At 72.4% G+C, this 22,614-nt stretch carries 23 protein-coding genes; 6 read left to right on the forward strand and 17 right to left on the reverse strand.

The window, feature by feature from the left end; translation table 11 throughout:
- Positions 1-98 precede the first annotated feature (98 nt).
- Both ACIQI8_RS06440 and ACIQI8_RS06445 read right to left on the reverse strand, forming a co-directional pair.
- Positions 99-770 carry a hypothetical protein gene (locus tag ACIQI8_RS06440; protein WP_402345491.1) on the reverse strand — a complete coding sequence of 224 codons (672 nt, stop codon included), beginning with the start codon at positions 768-770 and terminating at the stop codon, positions 99-101.
- A gap of 218 nt (positions 771-988) precedes the next feature.
- Entirely contained in the window at positions 989-1,783 is a 795-nt protein-coding gene (locus ACIQI8_RS06445) for an RNA polymerase sigma factor SigF (RefSeq protein ID WP_402345493.1), read from the reverse strand.
- A gap of 231 nt (positions 1,784-2,014) precedes the next feature.
- Between ACIQI8_RS06445 and ACIQI8_RS06450 the strand changes: the two genes are divergently transcribed.
- On the forward strand, positions 2,015-2,407 hold the full coding sequence (locus ACIQI8_RS06450) for a DUF2795 domain-containing protein (RefSeq protein ID WP_402345495.1): 393 nt from the start codon (positions 2,015-2,017) through the stop codon (positions 2,405-2,407).
- Between the two features lies 1 nt (position 2,408).
- Here ACIQI8_RS06450 and ACIQI8_RS06455 read toward each other — a convergent pair whose 3' ends face one another.
- The 3 genes from ACIQI8_RS06455 to ACIQI8_RS06465 form a co-directional block, all read right to left on the reverse strand.
- The gene (locus ACIQI8_RS06455; protein WP_402345497.1) at positions 2,409-2,639 is read right to left on the reverse strand and encodes a DUF6158 family protein; all 231 of its coding nucleotides are present in this window, start codon (positions 2,637-2,639) and stop codon (positions 2,409-2,411) included.
- Between the two features lie 155 nt (positions 2,640-2,794).
- On the reverse strand, positions 2,795-4,414 hold the full coding sequence (locus ACIQI8_RS06460) for an ABC-F family ATP-binding cassette domain-containing protein (RefSeq protein ID WP_402345498.1): 1,620 nt from the start codon (positions 4,412-4,414) through the stop codon (positions 2,795-2,797).
- A gap of 75 nt (positions 4,415-4,489) precedes the next feature.
- Entirely contained in the window at positions 4,490-5,137 is a 648-nt protein-coding gene (locus ACIQI8_RS06465) for a histidine phosphatase family protein (RefSeq protein ID WP_402345500.1), read from the reverse strand.
- A 69-nt stretch (positions 5,138-5,206) separates the two neighbouring features.
- Here ACIQI8_RS06465 and ACIQI8_RS06470 point away from each other — a divergent pair, with 69 nt between their 5' ends.
- The 3 genes from ACIQI8_RS06470 to ACIQI8_RS06480 all read left to right on the forward strand — a co-directional run bounded on the left by ACIQI8_RS06470 (position 5,207) and on the right by ACIQI8_RS06480 (position 7,858).
- Entirely contained in the window at positions 5,207-6,700 is a 1,494-nt protein-coding gene (locus ACIQI8_RS06470) for a bifunctional phosphatase PAP2/diacylglycerol kinase family protein (protein WP_402345502.1), read from the forward strand.
- Between the two features lie 123 nt (positions 6,701-6,823).
- Positions 6,824-7,645, forward strand: a complete 822-nt coding sequence (locus ACIQI8_RS06475) for a class I SAM-dependent methyltransferase (RefSeq protein WP_402345504.1) — start codon at positions 6,824-6,826, stop codon at positions 7,643-7,645.
- Positions 7,646-7,687: 42 nt separating this feature from the next.
- A complete protein-coding gene (locus tag ACIQI8_RS06480; protein WP_402345506.1) occupies positions 7,688-7,858 on the forward strand; it encodes a hydrophobic protein in 171 nt (56 codons plus the stop codon).
- 61 nt (positions 7,859-7,919) lie between these two features.
- Here the strand turns inward: ACIQI8_RS06480 and ligD are convergent, their stop codons facing one another.
- A complete protein-coding gene (gene ligD, locus ACIQI8_RS06485; RefSeq protein WP_402345508.1) occupies positions 7,920-8,855 on the reverse strand; it encodes a non-homologous end-joining DNA ligase in 936 nt (311 codons plus the stop codon).
- Positions 8,852-10,720 (reverse strand): transketolase, encoded by a 1,869-nt coding sequence (locus tag ACIQI8_RS06490; RefSeq protein WP_402345510.1) that lies wholly within the window; start codon positions 10,718-10,720, stop codon positions 8,852-8,854. Before ACIQI8_RS06490 ends, ligD begins: the two co-directional genes overlap by 4 nt.
- Positions 10,721-10,941: 221 nt before the next feature.
- On the opposite strand from ACIQI8_RS06490, the gene ACIQI8_RS06495 reads away from it, so the two are divergent.
- Positions 10,942-11,289, forward strand: coding sequence for a VOC family protein (locus tag ACIQI8_RS06495; protein WP_402345512.1), 348 nt, complete (start codon positions 10,942-10,944; stop codon positions 11,287-11,289).
- A gap of 162 nt (positions 11,290-11,451) precedes the next feature.
- Here the strand turns inward: ACIQI8_RS06495 and ACIQI8_RS06500 are convergent, their stop codons facing one another.
- A complete protein-coding gene (locus ACIQI8_RS06500; protein ID WP_402345514.1) occupies positions 11,452-13,380 on the reverse strand; it encodes a DUF5107 domain-containing protein in 1,929 nt (642 codons plus the stop codon).
- A 168-nt stretch (positions 13,381-13,548) separates the two neighbouring features.
- On the opposite strand from ACIQI8_RS06500, the gene ACIQI8_RS06505 reads away from it, so the two are divergent.
- Positions 13,549-13,896, forward strand: a complete 348-nt coding sequence (locus ACIQI8_RS06505) for a DUF6204 family protein (protein WP_402345516.1) — start codon at positions 13,549-13,551, stop codon at positions 13,894-13,896.
- Here the strand turns inward: ACIQI8_RS06505 and ACIQI8_RS06510 are convergent.
- The 9 genes from ACIQI8_RS06510 to ACIQI8_RS06550 all read right to left on the reverse strand — a co-directional run bounded on the left by ACIQI8_RS06510 (position 13,868) and on the right by ACIQI8_RS06550 (position 22,502).
- Positions 13,868-14,455 carry a GNAT family N-acetyltransferase gene (locus ACIQI8_RS06510; RefSeq protein WP_402345518.1) on the reverse strand — a complete coding sequence of 196 codons (588 nt, stop codon included), beginning with the start codon at positions 14,453-14,455 and terminating at the stop codon, positions 13,868-13,870. The two genes, ACIQI8_RS06505 and ACIQI8_RS06510, sit on opposite strands and share 29 nt — an antisense overlap.
- A 19-nt stretch (positions 14,456-14,474) precedes the next feature.
- Positions 14,475-14,720, reverse strand: coding sequence for a DUF1049 domain-containing protein (locus tag ACIQI8_RS06515; RefSeq protein ID WP_402345520.1), 246 nt, complete (start codon positions 14,718-14,720; stop codon positions 14,475-14,477).
- A gap of 129 nt (positions 14,721-14,849) precedes the next feature.
- A complete protein-coding gene (locus ACIQI8_RS06520; RefSeq protein ID WP_402345522.1) occupies positions 14,850-15,773 on the reverse strand; it encodes an LD-carboxypeptidase in 924 nt (307 codons plus the stop codon).
- Positions 15,770-17,722, reverse strand: coding sequence for an LpqB family beta-propeller domain-containing protein (locus ACIQI8_RS06525; RefSeq protein WP_402345524.1), 1,953 nt, complete (start codon positions 17,720-17,722; stop codon positions 15,770-15,772). The genes ACIQI8_RS06520 and ACIQI8_RS06525 overlap by 4 nt, the downstream gene beginning before the upstream one ends.
- Before the next feature lie 16 nt (positions 17,723-17,738).
- Complete coding sequence (locus ACIQI8_RS06530) at positions 17,739-19,043, reverse strand: M20/M25/M40 family metallo-hydrolase (protein ID WP_402345526.1); 1,305 nt, start codon at positions 19,041-19,043, stop codon at positions 17,739-17,741.
- Positions 19,036-19,869: a M55 family metallopeptidase gene (locus ACIQI8_RS06535; protein ID WP_402345528.1), complete on the reverse strand. Its 834-nt coding sequence runs from the start codon at positions 19,867-19,869 to the stop codon at positions 19,036-19,038. Before ACIQI8_RS06535 ends, ACIQI8_RS06530 begins: the two co-directional genes overlap by 8 nt.
- 128 nt (positions 19,870-19,997) lie before the next feature.
- Complete coding sequence (locus ACIQI8_RS06540; protein ID WP_402345530.1) at positions 19,998-20,411, reverse strand: DUF6069 family protein; 414 nt, start codon at positions 20,409-20,411, stop codon at positions 19,998-20,000.
- Between the two features lie 222 nt (positions 20,412-20,633).
- Positions 20,634-21,584: an SMP-30/gluconolactonase/LRE family protein gene (locus tag ACIQI8_RS06545; RefSeq protein ID WP_402345532.1), complete on the reverse strand. Its 951-nt coding sequence runs from the start codon at positions 21,582-21,584 to the stop codon at positions 20,634-20,636.
- 192 nt (positions 21,585-21,776) lie between these two features.
- The gene (locus tag ACIQI8_RS06550; RefSeq protein ID WP_402345534.1) at positions 21,777-22,502 is read right to left on the reverse strand and encodes a class I SAM-dependent methyltransferase; all 726 of its coding nucleotides are present in this window, start codon (positions 22,500-22,502) and stop codon (positions 21,777-21,779) included.
- Positions 22,503-22,614 lie beyond the last annotated feature (112 nt).

The following is a 22,614-nucleotide window of genomic DNA, read 5'->3' on the forward strand; positions in this document are numbered from 1 at the left end:
CGTGCCGTCGGGTTCCGTGTACCCGGGGTGACTGACGCCGATGGGGGTCGGCAGGGTTGCTCCGGTCACCCGGGCGGTGCCGGACGCGGTCCGCCCGGTCACCTGTCCACGGCGGCGTCCCGGTGGCGCAGCCGGTACGCGGCGGCGCCCAGACCGCCCGCGATCAGGACACCGCCGGCGACCAGGGCAGGCACGGAGTCGGTGAAGGTGCCGCCCTCGCCGGCCTCGACGCCCCGTTGGACCGGGGCGGCCGCGCAATCCTCGGTGTGCGGCTCGACCTGGGTCCGGGCGTGGGGTTCGGCGCAGGTCCGGCCGCCATCGCCGCCGTCGCCGCCACCGCCGCTGCCGCGGGTCACGGTGAAGGTGGCGCTCCAGGCCTTGCCCTGGCCGCCGGGTGCCGCCGGGCAGGTGCCGTCGACGGTCCACGCGGAGTCCCGGGTCACCGCATCGGGGCCGCGGTCCGGGAAGTCGTCGGCGGGGGCGATGCGGGCGGTGCCGCGGTAGGCGGGCCCGGCGATCGCGTCGTCGTTGCCGGCCACGCGCTGGAGCTGGACGGTGCCGTCGTCGAATGCCTGCGAGGTGGCGTCGAGGGTGGCGGGCGCGGAGCCGCTCGTGGCGTCGCAGGAGACCGAGACGGTGACGCTGCCGCCCGGTGAGACGTTGCCCGGACTGACCTCCGCGGCCGGGTCCGCGAAGGCGTCCGAGGCGGCGGCGCCGAGCGCGGCACCGGCCAGGGCGGCGGCGGACAGGACACGGGCGGTGCGGCGCATGGGAAGGGCTCCTTCGGCCGGCGGCTGCGGGGACACGGAGTTCGTGCCCCGCAGCCATCACAGCCCGCCCGACGGCGCCGCGCGCGCGGCCGGACACCATTCGCGGGACGCGCACGGCCGACCGGGTGACATGCGGAGGACTCCCCCGGGGCCCATGGATTCCTGGCCCCTTGGCCCCGTGGCCCCGTGCCCCCCGCGAGCCCGTGCCCCGCGGGGGCCTAGGCCGCGCCGCTCAGGACCTGGTCCCGCACCTGGGTGCAGCACCGGTTGATGAGCCGGGAGACGTGCATCTGGGAGATACCCAGCTGCTCGGCGATGCGGCTCTGCGTCATGTCGTCGAAGAACCGCATGTAGAGGATGGTCCGCTCGCGCTCGGGCAGGGCGGCGAGGCGGGGCGCGACGGCCTCGCGGTCCACCACCGTGTCCAGTCGGCCGTCGGGCGCGCCGAGCGCGTCGCTCAGCGAGTAGCCGTCGTTGCTGCCGGGCAGCTCCGCGTCGAGCGACAGCGCCGTGAAGCTCTCCAGCGCCTCGAGGCCGGCCTGCGCGTCCTCCTCGCTCATGTTCGCCTGCTCGGCGATCTCCGCGACGGTGGGGCGGCGGCCGGAGACGGTCTGCGACAGGTCCTGGCTGGCGAACCGGACACGGTTGCGCAGGTCCTGGACCCGGCGCGGCACGTGCACGGTCCACATGTGGTCCCGGAAGTGCCGCTTGATCTCGCCGGTGATGGTGGGTACGGCATAGCTCTCGAAGGCGTTGCCGAGGGCGGGGTCGTAGCGGTCAACGGCCTTGACCAGGCCGAGGGCCGCGACCTGGCGCAGGTCGTCGAGGCTCTCGCCACGGCTGCGGAACCGTCCCGCGAGCCGGTCGGCCATCGGCAGCCAGGCCTCGACCACCTTCTCGCGCAGGGTGTCCCGTTGCTGGCCGGCGGGTAGCGCGGCGAGCCTGCGGAAGGCCTCCGCGGTGTCGGGGGCGTCGTCGTGCGGGTGGTGCTTCGCGCTCGCTTTGGTGGGCATGTTGCGTCGCAACTCCCTCAGTGGTGCTTCGGATGAAGGTCACCGTGGGAAATGCGGCCGATATCCGGACGGACACGGCCGTGGCGGCGATGGAGCCGTTCCCACGGACGTGCCTCCGGTCCGAAGCACTTGACCTCCGCCTGCCCTCGACTTCTCCGCGCAAACACCCGTGTCGGCGACCGCTGTTCGGGTAGGCGCCGAAGATCCGGTCCGACGACTCAGGAGGGACACATGCAGCGAGGCAGCAACCGGCTCAGCGCCCACCGCGACGAGGAGTTGAAGCACGAACTGCGGGACCTGCTCAGGTCCGGCCACCCCACCCGGGCCGAGGAGCGGCACGGCTCCGAGCCGGCCGCCGAGGACGACCCGGAGCACGCGGGCGGTCCGATCGCACCCGGCAGTCCGTCCGCACCCCCGGAGGCGATCCGCCTGGAACTCTCCCGCTATCTGGGCCGCCACTCGTTCCCGGCCGACCCGCTCGCCCTGGCCCTCACCCTCCAGGACGCGCACGCGCCCGATGCCCTGGCCGACCCGGTGGCGCGCCTGCCCCACACGGCCCGCTACACCAGCGTCCAGGAACTGACCGACGCCCTCGTCGGCGCGGCCGCCGAGCGGCGCGGGTAGGTCAGTTGCCGGCGGACCGCTCCCGCGCACCCTCGCGGGTGCGGCCCGCGGCGACCATGCGCTCCGGATTGCGGCGCAGGAACTCGCCCTCCAGTGACGCCATGCGGACGTTGTGCGCCCGCAGGGCGTCGACGGAGCCGTGCAGCAGGGTGTCGTGGCGCGTGCGGTGGATCGTCTCCAGCTCCTTCATGAGCTGCTGGTCGTCCAGTCGGCTGGGCTCGACTCCGGTCATCGTGGTGCCCCGCTCGTCGTGGGTACGGCTCCGGAAGGGTGCCCGTGGAGCCGGCGTCTCCTCACCCACTGTACGAACAACCCCGCCCGCGGTCCTCCGAAGCGGCACAGCCGCCCGGACCGCACCGCTGGGCGCGGCCCCACCCGGCACCGCGCCTACCGGACCCGCTCCACCCGCCGCTCGTCCCACACCGGCTCCGGCGTCTCGCGGACCCGGCCGTCGCTTCCGAAGACCAGGTAGCGGTCGAAGGAGCGGGCGAACCAGCGGTCGTGGGTGACCGCGAGGACCGTGCCGTCGAAGGCCTCCAGGCCCTCCTGGAGTGCCTCGGCGGACTCCAGGTCGAGGTTGTCGGTGGGCTCGTCGAGGAGGAGGGCGGTGACGCCCTCCAGTTCCAGCAGGAGGATCTGGAAGCGGGCCTGCTGGCCGCCGGAGAGGCGGTCGAAGGTCTGCTCGGCCTGGTTCGTCAGCTCGTAGCGGCGCAGTCGGGACGAGGCCGCGCCCCGGTCCTGGGAGTGCTCCGACCACAGGATGTCCAGGAGCGTGCGGCCCCGCAGCTCCGGGTGGGCGTGGGTCTGGGCGAAGTGGCCCGGCACGACCCGCGCGCCCAGCTTCCACTCCCCCGTGTGCGCCACCTCCTCGCCGGCCAGCAGCCGCAGGAAGTGCGACTTGCCCGAGCCGTTGGAGCCGAGGACGGCGACGCGCTCGCCGTAGAAGACCTCCAGGTCGAAGGGCTTCATCAGACCGGTCAGCTCAAGTCCCTTGACGGTGACCGCCCTTACACCGGTACGGCCGCCCTTGAGCCGCATCGTGATGTCCTGCTCGCGCGGCGGCTCCGGCGGCGGGCCCGCCTCCTCGAACTTGCGCAGCCGGGTCTGGGCGGCCTGGTAGCGGGAGGCCAACTCATGGCTGATGGACGCCGCCTGACGGAGGTTCAGCACCAGCTTCTTCAGCTGTGCGTGCTTCTCGTCCCAGCGGCGCCGCAACTCCTCGAAGCGGGCGAAGCGTTCACGCCGGGCCTCGTGGTACGTGGCGAAGCCGCCGCCGTGCACCCAGGCGTCGGCGCCGGCCGGCGAGGGCTCGACGGAGACGATCTTCTCGGCGGCACGGGAGAGGAGTTCACGGTCGTGGGAGACGAAGAGCACCGTCTTGCGGGTCTCCTTCAGCCGCTCCTCCAGCCACCGCTTGCCCGGCACGTCCAGGTAGTTGTCCGGCTCGTCGAGCAACAGCACCTCGTCGGCACCGCGCAGCAGCGCCTCCAGGACGAGCCGCTTCTGCTCACCGCCGGACAGCGTGCTCACCTGCCGGAACTGCGCCTTGTCGTACGGCACGCCGAGCGCGGCCATGGTGCACATGTCCCACAGGGTCTCGAACTCGTAGCCGTGCACCTCGGCCCAGTCGGACAGGGCCTGCGCGTACTGGAGTTGGGCCGCCTCGTCGTCGACGGTCATGATGAGGTGCTCGGCCCGGTCGACGGCCCCCGCCGCCTCCTGGATGCGCGGCGGGGCGACCGACACCAGCAGGTCGCGTACGGTCGTCTCGTCCCGTACGGACCCCACGAACTGCCGCATCACGCCGAGGCCGCCGCTGACGGTGACGGTCCCGCCGTGCGGTTTCAGCTCGCCGGAGATCAGCCTCAGCAGGGTCGTCTTGCCCGCGCCGTTGGGCCCGACCAGGGCCACGACGGCCCCTTCGCCCACCCGGAACGACACATCGCCGAGCAGCGCCCTCCCGTCGGGAAGGTAGTACTCGAGGTGTGCGGCTTCCAGGTGTCCCATGAACAGGCATTCTGCGGGCCCTCCGGCGGGTCGGGCAAACCGTTATCCCGCCCGGCCCGTCTCTCGAAAGCGGCCTCAGCCCAGCGCCTGCCCGGCCGGTCCGCCCTCGCCTGCCGGGGCCACGACCGCGCCCGCCCAGGAGAGGGCCTTCCAGCCGTCGGCGGGCGAGCCCTCCAGGACGACCACGCCGGTGTTGTCGAGCGGGTGGGCGGCGGCGAAGGGCACGTCGACGTTGTCGGCGCGGGCCGCGGTCCACATGCGGATGGCAGCGCCGTGGCTGACCATGGCGACCGTCCCGGCGCCGCTCTCGGCGGCCTCGGCGACGACGGCGTCGTAGCGGGCGAGCGCCTCGACACCGTTCTCACCGCCCGGCATCCGCAGCTCGGTGTCCCCGGCGGCCCAGGCGAACACGGTGCGCATGTAGATCCGGGCCCGCTCCGAGTCGCCCGGCAGCATGTCCAGATCGCCCGCGGACAGCTCGCGGATACCGGCCCGGACGACCACGTCGAGGCCCCGCGCGGCGGCCAGCGGGGCGGCCGTGAGCTGCGTACGGACCATGGTGGAGGCGTAGAGGGCCTCGATGTCCTCGTCGGCGAGCGCCTCGGGCAGGGCGGCGGCCTGTTGCTCGCCCAGGTCGGTCAGGCCCGGACCTGGGATCGCCGTGTCCAGGACGAAGGCGACGTTGGACGGCGTCTGGCCGTGGCGGACGAGAATCAGACGCATGCGGGGACCCTCCGGGTGTCGTTGCCGTCCGCCGGACAAGAAACGGCGAGTTCAGGGTAACGGGAGCATATGAGCCCTGACGTCGACCTCACCCTTCCCAAGCCCGGCCTGCATCCGCTGCGGGACCGGCTGCTCGCGCTCGACTCCCGGCTGTTCGAGTTCGCGGCCGAGCGGAACTGGCCGGCGGCGGAGCCCGTCCTGCCGCGGCTGAGCCGGGCCGCGAACCACGGTGTGCTGTGGTTCGCCGCGGCGGCGGCGATGGCCGCGGCCCGCACCCCACGGTCCCGTCGCGCCGCCGTCCGGGGACTCGCCTCCCTCAGCGTGGCCTCGCTGACCATCAACACGGTCGGCAAGCGGTCGATACGGCGACCGCGTCCCGTCCTGGATCCCGTACCGGTCGCCCGGCAGCTGAAGCGGCAGCCGATCACCACGTCCTTCCCCTCCGGTCACGCCGCGTCGGCGGCGGCCTTCGCGACCGGGGTGGCCCTGGAGTCGCCGGCCTGGGGCGCCGCGGTCGGCCCGGTCGCCTTCTCGGTGGCGATGTCCCGCGTGTACACCGGCGTCCACTTCCCGAGCGACGTGCTCGCGGGCGCGGTCCTCGGCACGGTCGCCGGATTCGCCGTACGGGGTCTGGTGCCGACCCGGGTCCGGTCGGTGTCGCCGGCCCGGCCCCGTACCGAGCTGCCGACGCTGCCGGACGGCGAGGGTCTGGTCATGGTCGCCAACACCGCCTCGGGCACCGCCGACCGGGTGCGCGCGCTGCGTGATCTGCTGCCGCTCGCCGAGATCATCGAGTCTGAACCGGTCGACCTTCAGGCGGAGTTGGAGAAGGCGGCGGCCCGCGCCACGGTGCTCGGTGTGTGCGGCGGCGACGGCACGGTGAACACCGCGGCCGGGATCGCCCTGCGCCACGACCTGCCGCTCGCCGTGCTGCCCGGCGGCACCCTCAACCACTTCGCCTACGACCTGGGCGTGGAGGACGCCCGCGCCCTGGCCCGCGCGATCCAGGGCGGTGAGGGCGTGCGGGTGGACGTCGCCCGGTTCGACGCGGGCGCCATCAAGGGCATCTTCCTCAACACGTTCAGCCTGGGCGTCTATCCGCAGCTGGTGCGGGAACGGGAGCGCTGGTCGGAGCGGATCGGCGGCTGGCCGGCCGGGGTGCTCGGGGCGCTGCGCGTGCTGCGGTCGGACCAGCACCCGCTGCAGGCCGAGGTCGGCGGCGAGGCCCACCCGCTGTGGCTGCTGTTCGTCGGCAACGGCACCTACCACCGGATGGGCCTGGCCCCGGCCCGCCGGCTCGACCTGGCGGACGGCCGGCTCGACGTCCGGGTGGTGCACGGTGGCCGGCGCCCGGCGCTGCGGCTGCTCGCGGCGGCGGCCGCGGGCCCGCTGACCCGCTCCCCCGCGCACGCGGCGGTCCAGGTCACCCGCCTGCGCCTGGACGGCGTGGCCCCCGGGACGCTCCTCGCCTACGACGGCGAGGTCACCGAGGTGGCCGGCCGGGTGACGGTGGAGAAGCTGCCGCACGCCCTGCGGGTCTACCGACCGCTGCCCAGCATCTGACGATCCATCAGTCCACATCTCAATACGCGGGTCTCATCATTCGGCATGCGCGCGTACCGTGAGGCGTACCGCCGACGGGGCCGTGCGCGCCCCGCGAGCAGGTACGTCGAGAGGGGACCAGCCATGTCCAGGCAGCAGGAGACCGCCGTCTACACGCACGGCCACCACGAGTCGGTGCTGCGTTCGCACACCTGGCGGACCGCCGCCAACTCCGCGGCCTACCTGCTCGGTTCGCTCAAGCCGCACATGAAGATCCTGGACATCGGCTGCGGCCCCGGCACGATCACCGCCGACCTGGCGGAGCTGGTCCCCGACGGGCACGTCACCGGCGTCGACCAGGCGCCCGGCGTCCTGGAGCAGGCGCGGGCGACGGCGGCCGAACGGGGCCTGGACAACGTGGACTTCGCGGTCGCAGACGTCCACGCGCTGGACTTCCCGGACGACACGTTCTGCGTGGTCCACGCCCACCAGGTGCTCCAGCACGTCAGCGATCCGGTGCAGGCGCTGCGGGAAATGAGGCGGGTCACCAGACCGACCGGCTTCATCGCCGTCCGCGACGGGGACTACGCGGCCATGACCTGGTACCCGGCGTCCCGAGGGATGGACGACTGGCTGGACCTGTACCGGCGGGTGGCCCGGGCCAACGGCGGCGAACCGGACGCCGGACGGCGGCTGAAGTCCTGGGCGCTGGCGGCGGGACTGACCGACATCACGGCGACCTCGTCCACCTGGACCTTCTCCACCGCGGAGGAACGGGCCTGGTGGAGCGGCCTGTGGGCGGACCGGACGCTGGCGTCGGCCTACGCCGAGCGGGCCACGGGGGGCGGTCACGCGACCCCGGAGCAGCTGCGGGCCGTGTCGGAGGCATGGCGCGAGTGGGGGCGGCAGGAGGATGGATGGTTCTCCGTCCTGCATGCGGAGATCTTGTGCCGGAAGGACGTCTGAATCTCCGTCTTCGGGTTACTCGGAGGGCAGGAGGTTCACAACATGGTTCCGATTCTGCTTGTCCTGCTTCTGGTCCTGGTCCTCTTCGGCGCCGGCTTCGCACTGAAGCTGCTGTGGTGGGTCGCGCTGGTGGTTCTGGTGCTGTGGCTGCTCGGCTTCCTGATGCGCGGCACGACATCGGCCGGCGGCCGCGGCCGCTGGTATCGATGGTGAGTCGATGCCCATGACAGTGCGCCTGACCTGTCACTCGCGATGAGCCGGGGGCGCGGCGCGATCACGCGCCGCGCCCCCGTACCGCGTCCAGCCTGCGCCGCGCCGGTCCCAGGGCGCGGCGCGTCCGCATGATCCCGCCCCAGGGGTCGGTGCGGGCCTGTTCCAGGGCGTCGGCGATCGTCCACCGGCGGGCGCCCAGGCCCGGGTCGTCGAGCTGCGTCCAGGCGATGGGCGTGGCCACGGGGGCGCCCGGCAGGGCGCGGACGGAGAGCGGCGCGACCGCGGTCTGCGCGTAGGCGTTGCGCCCCACATCCAGGTAGAGCCGGTGCCCGCGGTCCTTCTTGCGCGCGGCGGTGGTGAGCCGGTCCGGGTGGGCGTCCGCGAGATGGTCGGCGAGGTCGCGGGCGAAGACGCGGACCTCGTCGACGTCGCTGCGGCCGTCGAGGGGCACGATCACGTGCAGGCCCCGGGAACCGGTGGTCATCAGAACGGACGGCAGTTTCAGGCGGTCCAGCAGCTCCCCGAGGAGCCAGGCCGCCTCGCGCACGGCGGCGAAGTCGTCGTCGGCCGGGTCGAGGTCGAAGACCATCCGGTCGGGCAGCTCGATCCGCCCGACCCGCGACAGCCACCGGTGCACGGTGAGACAGGCCTGGTCGGCGAGGTACACGAGGGTGGCGGAGTCGTCGCACACGGTGTGCAGAACCGTCCCGCCCTCCTTCGGCACCTCGACGCGGGTGATCCAGTCCGGGTAGCTCTCCGGGGTGTTCTTCTGCATGAAGCGGGGCCCGTCGAGCCCGTCCGGATGCCGTTCCAGCATCAGGGGACGGCCGCGCAGGTGCGGCACCATGAGCGGGGCCGCCGAGCGGTAGTAGTCGACGAGGTCGCCCTTGGTGTACTCCTTCGCCTTCCCGTCGCCGGGGAAGAGCACCTTGCCTGGCCGGTGCACCTCGACCGTGCGGTGTCCGGCCCGGACCCTGCGTACCTCGTCGCGGCTCACCGCACGACCGCCTCCTCGACCAGCAGGCGGCCGGCCGCCGCGATCGACTCGGCGTCGATGCCCGCCGCGTGCAGCTGCTCGGCCTGGGACGCCGAGCCCGGCATCGTCCGTACGGCAAGCCGCACCAGCCGCGGCACCGGCCGTCCGTCGAGGAACGCGTCCAGGACGGCGTCCCCGAGGCCACCCTCCTCGTGGTGGTCCTCCACGGTCAGCAGGCAGCCGGTGTCCTCGGCGGCCCGGCGCAGAGTGAGCCGGTCGACGGGCTTGACCGAGTAGAGATCGATCACCCGGACGGCGATGTCGTGCTCCGCCAGCGCGTCGGCGGCGGCCAGCGCCTCGTGGACGGTGACGCCCGCGGCGACGATCGTGAGCCGATCCCGGTCGGAGGAGCGCAGCACCTTGCTGCCGCCGACGGGGAACTGCTCGTCGGGGCCGTAGATCACCGGGGTCTCGCCGCGCGAGGTACGCAGATAGCGGACGCCGTCCAGGCCCGCCATCTGCGTGACGAGCTGCGCGGTCTGGTTGGCGTCGCACGGGTACAGCACGGTCGAGCCGTGCACCGCGCGCATCATCGCGAGGTCTTCGAGGCCCATCTGCGAGGGCCCGTCCTGTCCGATCGACACGCCCGCGTGCGAGCCGACGAGGTTGATACCGGCCCCGCTGATCGACGCCATCCGCACGAAGTCGTACGCGCGCGTGAGGAACGCCGCGAAGGTGGTGGCGTACGGGACCCAGCCGCGCGCGGCGAGGCCCACGGCCGTCGCCACCATCTGCTGTTCGGCGATGTAGCACTCGAAGTAGCGCTCGGGGTGCTCCTTGGCGAAGAGCTCGGCCTTGGTGGAGTCGCCGACCTCGCCGTCGAGGGCGACGACGTCGCCGCGTGCGGTGCCGAGGGCGACGAGCGCCTGCCCGAAGGCGTCGCGGGTGGCCACGCCCTTGCCGCTCTTGCCGTCGTCCCCCTTGTCCCAACGGGGCAGTTCGAGCACCCCGCCGCCGTCCACGGAGTGCAGCATGCGCGCGGCGGGCGGTGCCTGTACGTGGACGCGCAGGCCGCGCTGCCCGCCGAGTTCGGCGATGGCCTCCTCGGGCTCCGGCAGCGGTTTGCCGTGCAGGCCCTCGCGGTCCTGGACGGAGGCGACGCCCTTGCCCTTGAGGGTGCGCGCGAGGATCACGGTGGGCCGGCCGATGGTCGACTCGGCCTCGCCGTAGGCGCGTTCGATCGCGTCGACGTCGTGCCCGTCCACCTCGACGGTGTGCCAGCCGAACGCCTCGAAGCGGCGCGCGTAGGCGTGCAGGTCGTGGCCGTGCCGGGTCGGTCCGCGCTGCCCGAGCCGGTTGACGTCGACGATCGCGGTGAGGTTGTCGAGATGCTCGTACGCGGCGTGCTCGGCGGCCTCCCACACGGAGCCCTCGGCCAGCTCGCTGTCCCCGCACAGCACCCACACGCGGTATCCGACGCGGTCCAGGTTCTTGCCGGACAGCGCGATGCCGACGCCGACGGGGAGGCCCTGGCCGAGCGAGCCGGTGGCCGTCTCGACCCACGGCAGCCTGCGCGGCGTCGGATGCCCTTCGAGCCGGCTGCCCCGCGTACGGAAGGTCAGCAGCTCGGCGTCGTCGATGGCACCGGCGGCCTTGTAAGCGGCGTAGAGCAGCGGTGAGGCGTGTCCCTTGGACAGGACGAAACGGTCGTTGCCGGGGTGCGCGGGCCGGTCGAAGTCGTAGCGGAAGTGATGCGCGACGAGGACGGCCATCAGATCGGCGGCGGACATCGACGACGTCGGGTGTCCGGAGTTCGCGGCTGCGGCGGCCCGCACACTGTCCACGCGCAACTGCTGGCCCAGTTCGGCGAGTTCGGCGGTGTTCATGACTCTCCTTGGGGCAACGGAGGCAGATACGGAAAGTAGTCGGTCGGTTGGAAAAGCGTCACGGAAGTGGTCGTTGCACCTCGGTCCGGACTGTCCGCGTCCCCCTGGTCGGCGCGGCCAAACGTGCGGCCGCGCTCCGGCGCGCGCCGAGACGGGCCCCGGCCGAAACCGATCGCCGGAAGCGATCACGTCTCCCGCCGGTGCGAACTAGGCTCGTCCGTATGGACATTCTGGGAGCCACGCTGCGGATCTGCGTCGAGGACCTGGAGACCGCGGTCCCCTTCTACGAACGGCTCGCGGGCGGCACCGCCCTGCGCTTCGAACGCGCCGGCGTCCAGGTCGCCGCCGTCGGCTGCTTCCTGCTGATGAGCGGCCCCGAGGCCGAGCTGGAAGTACTGCGCAAGGTCTCCGCGACGATCGCCGTGAAGGACGTCGACGAGGCCAACCGCGTACTCACCGAACTCGGCGCCCGCGTCGTCGCGGGCCCGGTGGCCACCCCGGCGGGCCGCAACCTGATCGCGGTGCACCCGGACGGTGTGGTGTACGAGTACGTGGACCGCAACGTATAGCGACGCCGGACCCCGGCCGAGCCCGGACCGAAAACGGCAGCGCAGGCCGCCGCCGCGGTGAGCGCCCCGTCCGGGCTCCGCCGAGCGAGCGCCCCTCCCGTCCGAACCGCCCGGATCAGTACGCCGGCGGCCCCGGCAGGCACGCAGCGATCGCCCCGCTCCTCACTCCTCCTGCGGTCGCATCCGGAAGTCGTAGCGGTCCGGCAGCGGCTCCTCGGCGACCCGGGCCCACAGGCGTCCGATGGCCTCCGCGCCCTCCCGCAGGTCGGCGACCTCGAAGCCGGTGTCGAAGACGGCCCGTGCCTCCTCGCGCCGGCCTTCCGCCAGGAGCAGGCTGGCCTCGATCAGGCGGAACCGGCCGCGCTCCCGGGTCGCGGGGTGCAGGCGGTCCCAGACGGCGCGCGCCTGCTCGGTACGGCGTACCGCGAGCAGCGCCTCGATCGCCTCGCGGCCCAGCGCGGCCGTGGCGGCTGTCCAGGAAGCGCCGGTGTCGCGCCGCTCGTGGCACAGGTCGTCGAAGGCCTCCGCGTACCGGTCGGCGGCTCGCTCGTGGTTGCCGGCCTCGTGGTCGGCGACGGCGAGGCAGCGCAGCAACGGCCAGAGGGAGGGGGCGAGTTCGAGCGCCCGCTCCCAACTGCGCACCGCCTGCGCCTGATCGCCGTCGTGCCACTGGGCGACGCCGAGGTGGTACTCGGTGAGCGGGGTGGCGGGTGCGGTCTCCAGCATGTCCCGCCAGTGCCTGGCCACCAGCGTCTCGCCGGGCGGCCGCACCCGGCGGGGGTCGGGGAAGGACCCGGCGCGCAGCAACTGCCGCCAGGGCTCCTGGTCCTCGCCCAGCGTGCTCTCGTCGAAGGGCGTGCCGGGCAACTTCCAGTCGGCGCGCAGGACTTCGAGCGCGCCCCAGCCGGAGCCGACGGCGAGGATCTCACCGGGTTCGGCGTCGGCGTGCGGCTTCCACGCCTCGTACGCGGCGTCGACATCGGCGCGCGGCAGGACCGCCGCGAGGTGCTCCTCCACCTCGTCGGCGGTGCCCGGGGAGCTCAGCGGACCGTACGCCTCCAGCCACGACACCTCACTCTCCGCGTCCAGTCGCACATGCTCCAACTGCGTACGCGCGAGCCCGGCCTGGATCTCGCAGTAGCCGCCGGTGCCCGGCTCGGTGAGCCACTCCTGCCAGCGCCTGCCGCCCGTTCCCTTCCCCCAGACGAAGAGCTTGCGTCCCCGCAGCGCGTCGGTGGAGGTCTGCACCAGCCCGTACCCGTCCTCGTCGAGGGCGGCGATCCAGCGCCGCCGCTCATCGGGCAGGTCGTAGAAGTAGTCGGCCGCGCAAGGGAGTTGCTGGACCTCCGGGTGCTCGGGCGCGGGCACCTTCCGCAGTCGCCGCTCGTACCCGAACCGCCACGCCTCCCGCGCAGGCACCAGCACCCGGCGCTCCTCGGGCACGGCGATGTTGGACCACCAGTAGGTGGGCACGGGCTTCTCGTGCGGATTGCGGACGCGGACACCGACGTAGAGGAAGTCGGAGTCCTCCGGCAGCCAGAGGTCGACCTGGAAGGGCAGGTCTCGCAGGCGTTCCCACTCCCACAGGCGGAGCATCTCGCCGCCGTCGGGGGCGGGGACGCGGGCCGCGTGCAAGGGGGCGACGGAGAGGGTGGTGTGGCCGGTGGCGCCGATGTTCCATTCGATGCCACCGGAGTACCAGGCGCCGTTGAGGGCGAAGTTGGCGGGCTGGAACACCGGGTTGCGGTAGAGGAGTTCACGACCGGTGGGCTTGTGGAACAGCGAGGCGACCCGGCCGCCGAGTCCGGGCAGCACGGTGGCACGCAGCCGGTCGTTCTCGATCACGAGGGCGTCGATGTCCCGGGGCGCGCGCTCTCGGCCGTACCCGTCCCGGACGCGCACCGGCAACAGGCTGCGCAGGGGCGCGAGTCCGACCTGCCGGGCCATGTCGCGCGGCAGCTCGTCCCGGTCCCGTACCTCGACGCGGTGCACCTCGTCGAGCGGCCGGAGCGGGGGCAGCGGGTTGTCCGGACCAAGGTCCGCTGCGGGCAGGGTGATTACCTCACGTCGGATCGTCGTCACGATCACCATGGAAGCCGCTCGCCGGTGAGCTGGCCAGGGTCCCTGCCGGTCAGGATTGCGCAAAAGCGCCGACCTGCGGGGACGGTGGATCGGGGGCGCGGAAAATCCGTGGGCGGGAGATCCTCGTCGCCGTACAGTCGACCCTTCAGCGCAGGAGAACGACGTAGGAGCAGACGGATGGGCGAGCAGCACACGTACCGGGTGATCGTGCGGGGCACGTGGGACGGGCTGACCGAAGCGGCCCGGGAGCGGCTCCTCGCCGAGGCCGGCGACCACGGGATGACGAGCATGCGCTTCACCGAGGAGGGCTCGCTGTCGTACGAACCGGCGCCGCTGAAGCACTTCTCGATGCGGTTCGTGGTGGTGTCGGACGCGGCGGACGGCGAGGAGATGGCGGGCGCGATCGCGGAGGACCGGGCGGAGACGCTGCTGCGCGGGCTCGGCTACGGCTTCGGGGAGCTGAAGTCGACCGTCACCGACCTCGACACCATGAAGATCAACCGGAAGCCCGCATCTCGGCGGTGAGCGCCCAGCGCTCGTGGTCCCGCCAGGCGCCGTCGATGTAGATCATGTTCGGCGAGAAGCCCTCCAGGCGGAATCCGCAGGACCGGGCCAGGGCGATCGAGGCGGCGTTGCCGGGTTGCGCGTTGATCTCCAGACGGTGCAGCCGCATCGGCCCGAAGGCGTACGCCACGACGAGTTCGAGGCCCGCGCGCATCAGCCCGCGCCCGGCGGCGTGCGCGAAGGCGCCGTAGCCGAGCGCGCCGCACTGGAAACCGCCCTCGACGATGTTGTTGATGTTGATGAATCCGGCGATGGCCCCGTCGGCGCGCCCGGTCTCCCCGTCGCCGGCAGCTTCGTCGCTCTTCTCGCAGACCAGGAACCCGGCCTTGGTCGGGTCCTTGATCAGCCGGTTCGCGTAGGCGAGATATCCGTCCGAGCTGTCCGGCGGGAACAGCCACGGCTGGTGCAGCCCTTTGCTCTCCCGGGCACGGGCGGTGAACTCGGCACCGTCCTCGTAGGCGAAGTGACGTATGCCCACGCGGGGGCCTTCGGCGAGGTAGCGGGACGCGGTGTGCGGCATCCCGACACCCTACGACGGGTCAGTCCCTGCGCCTCATGAAATAGGCCCCGCACAGGGCGCCGATGAGCCCCGTGGCCAGCAGCGCCATCCACAGCGGCAGCGTGACCTCGGGGATCAGCAGGCGGATCCTGGTGTCGCGGGTGTTCTCGAAGATGAAGATCAGGGCGAGAACGGCGAGCAGGACGACGACGACCCGGGCGGGCGTCATCACCTCTCTCACCCGGCCCCCGCTCCTGGCGCCGCGCTCGGAAGTCTTCGTGCTCATGGCACCAGGGTGCGCCCGAACCGGCCGTCACGCACGGTGAGGCCGCCCTCCGGGTGATCCGGACACCGGCCACGGAAACGGACTATTCGGTCACTCATTGCCACCATGGGTCGTGGTCGGCAACCCTCTTCAGCGAAGGGCGGGGTCGTCGAACGTCAACACGCCCGCGTCCGCGTCGAGTTCGGCCGGCACACCGAACGGCACGGTCAACGCCCCCGCGCAGTGCCCGAATCCGAACTCCTCCGCGACGGGCACACCGAGTCCCCCGAGCCGGTCGACGAGAACCGCGCGCACCTCCTCGTACGGCCCGCATCTGTCCCAGGAGCCGAGCACGACACCGGTGACACCGTCGAGCCATCCGGCGCGCAGGAGTTGGGTGAGCATCCGGTCGATCCGGTACGCCCGCTCCCCCACGTCCTCGATCAGCAGCAGTCCGCCGCGCGCACCGGGATGGGCGTGCGGGGTGCCGAGGTCGGTGGCGAGCAGGCTCAGACAGCCGCCCACGGTGACGCCCCGGGCCCGGCCGGGGACCAGGGCGGTGCCGCGCGAGGCGATCGAGCGGACCGTCTCCGGGGCGAAGAGCGTGGCCCTCAAGTGGTCCTGCGTCCGGGGGTCCTTGATGAAGTCGACGCCCGCGGCCGCCGGTCCGTACAGCGTGACCAGACCCAGCCGGGTGGCGAACGCCTGGTGGAGCACCGTGACATCGCTGAAGCCGACCAGGATCTTCGGCCCGGCCGCCCGCATCGCCTCCCAGTCGAGCAGGTCCACCATCCGCTGCGCCCCGTACCCGCCCCGCGCGCACAGCACCGCCGCCACCGACGGGTCGCACCAGGCCCGTTGCAGATCGGCGGCGCGGTCCGCGTCCGTACCGGCCAGGAAGTCCAACTCCCCGTGCCGGTCCAGCACATGGGGTGCCACGACCGGGTCCAGGTCCCAGCCGCGCAGTACGTCGAGCCCGGCCTGCAGCCGCTCCTCGGCCACGGGCCCGCTGGGCGCGACGACGGCCACGCGGGCGCCGGGGGCGAGTCGGTGCGGCCGTACGAGTTCCCTCACGTGGACAGCTCCTGTGTCGGAATGCCCTGTGGGTGCAGCCCGAAGACCTGGGCGTACAGGGAGAGTTCGGACTCCAGCACCCGGATCATGGTCTCCGCGCGCCGGAATCCATGGCCCTCGCCCTCGAAGGTGATGTAGGCGTGCGGCACCTCGCGGCCGGCCATCCGCTCCAGGAACCGTTCGCACTGCGCGGGCGGGCAGATCACGTCGTCCAGCCCCTGGAGCAGCAGGAAGGGCACGGTGACGCGGTCGGCGTGCTCGGCCGGCGAGCGTTCCGCGTACCGTCCTGGCACCTCGGCGAGGGGCCCGACCAGGGACTCCAGGTACTGCGACTCGAAGTCGTGGGTCTCCCCGGTGCCCCAGCCGGTCAGGTCGAGGATGGGGTAGATGATCGTGCCGCAGGCGTAGACGTCGGTCGAGGCGAGGGAGGCGGCCGAGGTCCAGCCGCCCGCGCTGCCGCCGCGGATGGCGAGGCGGGCGGGGTCGGCCGTGCCCTCGTAGGCGAGGGCCTGGGCGACGGCCGCGCAGTCCTCGACGTCGACGACACCCCACTGCTCCCGCAGCCGGTTGCGGTACTCCCGGCCGTACCCGGTCGAGCCGCCGTAGTTGACCTCGGCGACGCCGATGCCCCGGGAGGTGAAGTAGGCGATCTCCAGGTCGAGTACGAGCGGCACCCGGCTGGTGGGGCCGCCGTGCGCCCAGACCACGTAGGGCGGCAGTTCGTCGCCGAGGGACACGCAACCCGGGTTGTGGGGCGGGTAGATGTGCGCGTGGATGTCGCGTCCGGCGGGTCCGGTGAAGGTGCGGATCTGGGGTTCGGGGTAGTACGCGGGGTCGACCGCGTCGTCGTGCTCCGCGCCGATCACCCGGGCCCGGCCGGTGCGGGTGTCCAGCTCCACGACTTCCTGGGCGCTGCGCGGGCTGGCGCCGACGGCGACGACCCGCTCGCCGTGCACGGCGAGGGTGGCCGAGAACTCGGTCCAGGGGCCCGCGGCGTCGACGACCTCGCCGGTCTCGGGGTCCAGAATGCCGAGCGCGCTGGCGCCGCGGCCGTGCACGACGGCGATCAGTCCGCTGTCCAGCGGGGCGAACCAGCGCTGCCCGAGCTTCCACAGCGGCCCGCCGAACTCCTCCTCGCGCGGGCACACCGGGGTGCCGTCGCGGTAGAGGTTCCACCAGCCGCTGCGGTCGCTCGCGTACAGCAGGGTGCCGTCGGGCGCCCAGTCCGCCTGCGCGATCGACTCGTCCGGGCCGCCGGCGACCGTACGCGGCTGTCGCAGGGTTCCGTCGTCGGTGACGTCGGCGACGATCAGCTCCGTGCCGTCCCACGGCATGCGCGGGTGGTCCCAGGCGAGCCAGGCGGCACGCAGCCCGTCGGGCGAGATCCGGGGTCCGGTGACGAACCGGTGCCGCTCTTCGGCGAGTTCGCGCACCGCGTCCCGGTTCTCGGCGGCCGAGCCGTCCAGCGGGACCGCGGCGAGGACGCGGCGCAGATCGCTGGGGCCCTCACCGGTGAACTCCTCCAGCACGCACCACACTTCACCGCGGTCGAGCCTCAACTGCGGTTCCGCCCAGCGCAGTCCGCCGCCCACCGAGGACACGGGGGTGAGCGGCCGGGGGTCGCCATCGGGCTCGTAGCGGTAGAGCCGCTGGTCGGCGAAGTCGACGAACACCACGAGCGGTTCGCCGTCCACCACGGTCCCGGCCCAGGGTCTGCCGCCGTACTCGATGACCCGGCTGCGGACGTTCCACGGAGCCGGCAGAACCGACTCCTCGCGCCCGTCGACGCGCCGCCGCACCAGCGTGCGCCGACCGCCCTCGGTGGGCCGCGGCTCGGTCCACCACGCCTCGTCGCCGACGAATCCCACGAACTCCGGCTGCCCGTCGTGCGCGGCGGCGAGCGCCGCGTCGATGGGCGAGGGCCACGAACCGTACGCCAGGGACTGCACGTTCTCCCCCACCTTGCTAGGCCGTCCGCAGGAAACGGTCGAGGACCCGGACGCCGAAGTGCAGCGCCTCGACCGGGACCCGCTCGTCGACCCCGTGGAACATGGCCTGATAGTCGTAGCCTTCGGGCATCTTCAGCGGTGTGAATCCGTACCCGGTGATGCCGAGGCGCGAGAACTGCTTGGCGTCGGTGCCACCGGACATGCAGTACGCCACCGGGTGCCCCTCGGGCGCGAACTCCCGTATGGCGGCCTGCATGTTGGCGTACGTCGGTGAGTCGAGCGGCGCCTCCAGGGCCCGCTCGTGGTGTGCGAACTCCCAGTCCACGTAGGGCCCGGTGAGCCGGTCGAGGGTGGCGCGGAACTCGTCCTCGCCGCCCGGGAGATAGCGTCCGTCGACGTACGCCACGGCCTCCCCCGGGATCACGTTGACCTTGTAACCGGCGTCCAGCATGGTCGGGTTGGCGCTGTTGCGCACGGTGGCCTCGACCAGCTTGGCGGCCGGGCCCAGCTTCTCAAGGAGCCCGTCCACATCGCCGAAGTCCGGGTCGAAGCCGTAGAGCGCGGACAGGTCGGTGAGGGCGGCCCGTACGGTCGCGGTGAGCCGCGGCGGCCACTCGTACTCGCCGATCCTCGTGATCGCGGCGGAGAGGCGGGTGACCGCGTTCTCCTTGTTCACCTTGGAGCCGTGCCCGGCCCGCCCGCGCGCGGTCAACTTCAGCCACGCCGTGCCGCGTTCACCGGCCGCGATCGGATAGATCTGCCGCCCGCTGCCGTCGTGGAAGGTGAACGCCCCCGACTCGCTGACGCCCTCGGTACACCCCTCGAAGAGCCCTGCGTGCTGCTTGGCGAGGAACCCCGACCCGTCGGCGGCGCTGGCCTCCTCGTCGGCGGTGAACGCGATCACGACGTCCCGCCGGGGCCGTATGCCGTTCCGCGCCCAGTCCCGTACGACGGCGAGGATCATGGCGTCCATGTTCTTCATGTCGACCGCGCCGCGCCCCCAGACGACCCCGTCGCGGACCTCGCCGGAGAAGGGGTGCACGGTCCAGTCGTCGGCCTGCGCGGGCACGACGTCCAGGTGACCGTGGACGAGCAGCGCGTCGGCGCCGGGCTCCGTCCCCTCGATCCGCGCGACGACGTTCGTCCGCCCCTCGGTGCGCTCCAGCAGCACGGGTTCCAGGCCCGCACCGGCGAGTTGTTCGGCCGCGTACTCGGCGGCCGGCCGTTCCCGGCAGTCCCCGCCCCCGCGGTTGGTGGTGTCGATGCGGATGAGGTCGGACGTGAACCGGACTACCTCGTCCAACGCCTGCTGGTCAGCCATACTGCTCCTCCACGGCGGCCGAGACGATCGTGGTGACCGCCTTGAAGGTACGAATGCCCTCGTACATGGTCTCGTTGGTGTACGCCACCTTCCGCTCGCCGATCCGCTCCACACCCGGCACGACGGTGGCGGCCATGGCGAGGTGCTCGGCGTCGAACTCGAGCGCGATGGTGAACGGCCCTGCCTGGACCGGTTCCTGACGGACGGCCAGCCGTGCGGCCTCCTTGGCGGCGGCCCGGATGTCGGCGGCGGTTCTGGCCGGCGTGCGGCACACGGCGGCGTAGCGCGAGACGTGGTCCTTGACGGCGACCTTCAGCGCCTCGGGCGCGTAGCCGAGGGCGTCCTCGCAGGCCACGTCGTCACCGGTGACCAGGACGACGGGGACGCCGTACTCGGCGACGACGCGGGCGTTGAGCAGGCCCTCGCTGGCGCGTACGTCGTTCAGCCAGACGCCGGTGATGGAGTTGGCGAGGTAGGTGTGGGCGAGGACGCCCTCCATGCCGGCGCCCGCGTGGTAGCCGACGAAGGCGATGCCGTCGACGTCTCCGTGCTGCACGCCCTCCACCATGGACAGGGACTTGTGCCGGCCGGTGAGCATCTCGGTGCGCTCGTCGAGGCGTTCGAGGAGCAGGTTGCGCATGGTCCAGTGGGCCTCGTTGACCAGGACCTCGTCCGCGCCTCCGTCGTAGAAGCCCCGCACGGCCGCGTCGACGTCTGAGGTGAACATCGAGCGGCAGCGCTCCCACTGCGGTGTCCCCGGCAGCACGTCGGCCGGCCAGGTGACGCCCGTGGCACCCTCCATGTCGGCGCTGATCAGGATCTTCATGCTGCGTCACGTTACGCGCCGACGAGGGAACCTGCCACGAAGTGGTGCGGAGGTTCAACCACTTTCCCGTCCTACCGCGTGCAGTCCGTCGACGGGACCCTGGTCACCCGGCGTCCGAGCATGCGCGCCTACGTCAGGGGCATGACCTTGCGGTACGCGAACACGGCGGTCGCCGCGACCGCCACGTGCATCAGCAGCAGGGCCCCGACGCCCCGCGCCCCACCGTCGCCGAAGAGCAGGAAGTCGGGCACGAAGGACACCACGACGAGGGTCGGCACCAGCCATCGCACCAGCGCCTGCGGGTCCTTCGACACCTTGCGCACGACGGCCCAGCCGATCGCTCCCGCCACCACCCCGACCGCCGTCAGGAAGATGTACGAGGACGCCTTCAGCGGCTCGAAGTCATCGGGCGCGCCCGCGGCCAGGGCGAGCAGCGCGATCACCGTGTCCGCCGCAGAGGCGACCACGATCGCGGCCAGCACACCTCCCACCACGACGAGCGGACCACGGCGGACGGCGACGGCATCAGAGGCAACGGACATGACCACTCCAGGGGGGCGACTGCGGAGAGAACCCGGACGGAGACCGGGCAGAGATCAGGCGGGGATCGGGCGGATACCCCAACCGGATGATTGAAGTCTCAAACGAGAGTCTGACCGAGTCCGTTTGAAACTTCAAGGTTCAGAGAGCACGACCCCGCGCCAGTGAGTCCGCCCTTCGGTAGCACCGTCCCGAAGGGCGGACTCAGCAGTTCACTCGCCGGCTCAGATCGGCACCGCGACCGCGTTGAACGTCGTCTCCGGTGTCTGCGGGCTGGTGAAGCGGGCGTTGACGAGATACAGCCGGTCGCCGAACTGTGCCGCCGTGGTGGGCACGTCGAAGCGGGGGTCGGTGATCGTGCGGCGCAACGTGGCCGTCGTCGCCCTGGCGTCGAGGTCGAACACGCTGATCAGGTTGAGGCGGTTCTGGACGACGTACAGCGTGCGGCCGATGCGCCACAGGCCGTCGCCGGCCGCGACCGAGTCCGCGCCGACCAGCGTTATCTCGGTGGCAAAGCCGGTCCTGACGCTGACGTTGTAGAGCTTGCCGGGTGTGCTGCTGACGACGATCAGGGCGCGGCCGTCGGGGGCGCCGACGATCCCGTTGGCGTTGTTGACGTCGGGGGTCTGCACCCAGTCGCCGGTGAGCGGGAGCGTGCGGACGGTGCCCTCGCAGCCGCGCGGTACGCCGTGGAGGGCGGCGGCGCGTGAGTCGGTGAACCAGGCGCGGTCGCCGAGCAGGGTGACGTCGTTGATGAAGTGGCCTGTGGCTTCCGTGAGTTGGTACGTGGTGACGATGTCGCCGGTGCGGGAGTCGTGGACGCGGGCGACTCCGGTGTTACCCGCGACGTACAGCAGGCCGTCCGTGTCGAGCTTCAGGCCGACGGCGACCTGGCCGGTGGCGCCCGCGTAGAGGACCTGGCCCTCGCCGGTGCGCAGGTCGGTGCGGTGGATCGCGCCGTTGGCACGCGAGCCCATGTACGCGTACGGCTTGCGGCCGATGGCGATGCCCTCGGGGAGCCAGCCGTCGGGGAGGGGGAACTCCGTCGGCCAGGTCGCTCCGGTGCCGGCCGGGGCGGCGGTGGCCGTGCCGGTGCCGGCCGCCACCGCGAGGGTGGCCAGGGCCGCTCCGCCGAGCAGGGCGCGCCGGGACGGGTGGGGGTGGTTCGGGGTCATGGGCTCGGGCCTCCGTGAGGTGGGGAGAGGGGACGCGGCGAACTCGACAGCTGTACGAACCTTGAGGATCCGATGACCTGGCCTTGGCCGAGGTTTCGAATCCTGTTCGTAGCAAACGAACCGCCGGACGCGGGAGTTCCCCCGCGTCCCACCCTCAACTCACGGAAACCGCCCCTTGACCAGAGGTGCCCCTCAGTCCGGGCGGCCGGCGACCAGCCACTTCGAGGGCAGCTCGATGCGCCTGCCATCGGGTGTGAACTCCGTGGTGGTGAGCGGGAGTTCACCGCTCGCGATGATGGTGAGGCCCGCCGAGCGCACGTACGCGGGCACGGCGTCGTCGGACACCTCGCCGGGCGCGATGCCGTGCCGGAAGATCGGGGCGAGTTTGGGCGGCGGGCCCTCGGGGCTCTGCGCCAGGCCCAGCAGCACGGGCTTGGCCCGCTCGGAGAGTTCGACGAGGAAGACCCGGCCGCGTTCGCCGACCAGCGTGGCGATCCCGTCCATGAGTGCCTGGCGGTCCTCCGGGTCGGCCTGGTGCAGGACGCCACGCATGTAGACGTTGGTGTCGCCGAGTTCGGCGTGCAGCGTCTCGGTCTCGTCCTTCTCCATGGCGTCGAGCACGCGGTAGGTCGCCTGTCCCGCGGGGTCGGCGTGCTGTGCGTGCTCGACGGCCGCTTCCGACAGATCGGCGCCGACGACGCGCGGGAAACGGTCGGCGAGGAACCGGGTCTGGGTGCCGTTGCCGCAGCCCAGGTCCACCATGACCAGGCCGGGGTCGGTCACGTACGGTTCGAAGAGCGCCAGGTGCAGTCCGGCGGTCAGGGGCGGCTCCGCGTCCCAGAACACCGCCCCCTGTTCCTCCGGAGCCTCGCGCCAGAAGCCCTCCCAGGCCTCCCGGTAGCGACTCGTCACACTCATGCCCAACTCCCCAGGATGTGAAGGCCGTCCGTCGCAAGTGACGGGCGAGTACGGTCTATCGCGCCCTGGTCACGGCGACAAGCGCGCGGCGCATACCTTCACTCCGCATTCG

It is taken from the genome of Streptomyces sp. NPDC092369, assembly GCF_044755245.1.
In the GTDB taxonomy this organism is placed as follows: Bacteria; Actinomycetota; Actinomycetes; order Streptomycetales; family Streptomycetaceae; genus Streptomyces.

Excerpts from the sequence above, each read along its gene's own strand:
- ACIQI8_RS06540 (WP_402345530.1), bottom strand. The coding sequence starts at position 20,411 with ATGTCCGTTGCCTCTGATGCCGTCGCCGTCCGCCGTGGTCCGCTCGTC.
- ACIQI8_RS06530 (WP_402345526.1), bottom strand. The coding sequence starts at position 19,043 with ATGGCTGACCAGCAGGCGTTGGACGAGGTAGTCCGGTTCACGTCCGAC.
- ACIQI8_RS06440 (WP_402345491.1), bottom strand. The coding sequence starts at position 770 with ATGCGCCGCACCGCCCGTGTCCTGTCCGCCGCCGCCCTGGCCGGTGCC.
- ACIQI8_RS06500 (WP_402345514.1), bottom strand. The coding sequence starts at position 13,380 with ATGGTGATCGTGACGACGATCCGACGTGAGGTAATCACCCTGCCCGCA.
- ACIQI8_RS06460 (WP_402345498.1), bottom strand. The coding sequence starts at position 4,414 with ATGGGACACCTGGAAGCCGCACACCTCGAGTACTACCTTCCCGACGGG.
- ACIQI8_RS06505 (WP_402345516.1), top strand. The coding sequence starts at position 13,549 with ATGGGCGAGCAGCACACGTACCGGGTGATCGTGCGGGGCACGTGGGAC.
- ACIQI8_RS06465 (WP_402345500.1), bottom strand. The coding sequence starts at position 5,137 with ATGCGTCTGATTCTCGTCCGCCACGGCCAGACGCCGTCCAACGTCGCC.
- ACIQI8_RS06475 (WP_402345504.1), top strand. The coding sequence starts at position 6,824 with ATGTCCAGGCAGCAGGAGACCGCCGTCTACACGCACGGCCACCACGAG.
- ACIQI8_RS06545 (WP_402345532.1), bottom strand. The coding sequence starts at position 21,584 with ATGACCCCGAACCACCCCCACCCGTCCCGGCGCGCCCTGCTCGGCGGA.
- ACIQI8_RS06550 (WP_402345534.1), bottom strand. The coding sequence starts at position 22,502 with ATGAGTGTGACGAGTCGCTACCGGGAGGCCTGGGAGGGCTTCTGGCGC.
- ACIQI8_RS06450 (WP_402345495.1), top strand. The coding sequence starts at position 2,015 with ATGCAGCGAGGCAGCAACCGGCTCAGCGCCCACCGCGACGAGGAGTTG.
- ACIQI8_RS06515 (WP_402345520.1), bottom strand. The coding sequence starts at position 14,720 with ATGAGCACGAAGACTTCCGAGCGCGGCGCCAGGAGCGGGGGCCGGGTG.
- ACIQI8_RS06535 (WP_402345528.1), bottom strand. The coding sequence starts at position 19,869 with ATGAAGATCCTGATCAGCGCCGACATGGAGGGTGCCACGGGCGTCACC.
- ACIQI8_RS06445 (WP_402345493.1), bottom strand. The coding sequence starts at position 1,783 with ATGCCCACCAAAGCGAGCGCGAAGCACCACCCGCACGACGACGCCCCC.
- ACIQI8_RS06455 (WP_402345497.1), bottom strand. The coding sequence starts at position 2,639 with ATGACCGGAGTCGAGCCCAGCCGACTGGACGACCAGCAGCTCATGAAG.
- ACIQI8_RS06470 (WP_402345502.1), top strand. The coding sequence starts at position 5,207 with ATGAGCCCTGACGTCGACCTCACCCTTCCCAAGCCCGGCCTGCATCCG.
- ACIQI8_RS06480 (WP_402345506.1), top strand. The coding sequence starts at position 7,688 with ATGGTTCCGATTCTGCTTGTCCTGCTTCTGGTCCTGGTCCTCTTCGGC.
- ACIQI8_RS06495 (WP_402345512.1), top strand. The coding sequence starts at position 10,942 with ATGGACATTCTGGGAGCCACGCTGCGGATCTGCGTCGAGGACCTGGAG.
- ACIQI8_RS06510 (WP_402345518.1), bottom strand. The coding sequence starts at position 14,455 with ATGCCGCACACCGCGTCCCGCTACCTCGCCGAAGGCCCCCGCGTGGGC.
- ACIQI8_RS06490 (WP_402345510.1), bottom strand. The coding sequence starts at position 10,720 with ATGAACACCGCCGAACTCGCCGAACTGGGCCAGCAGTTGCGCGTGGAC.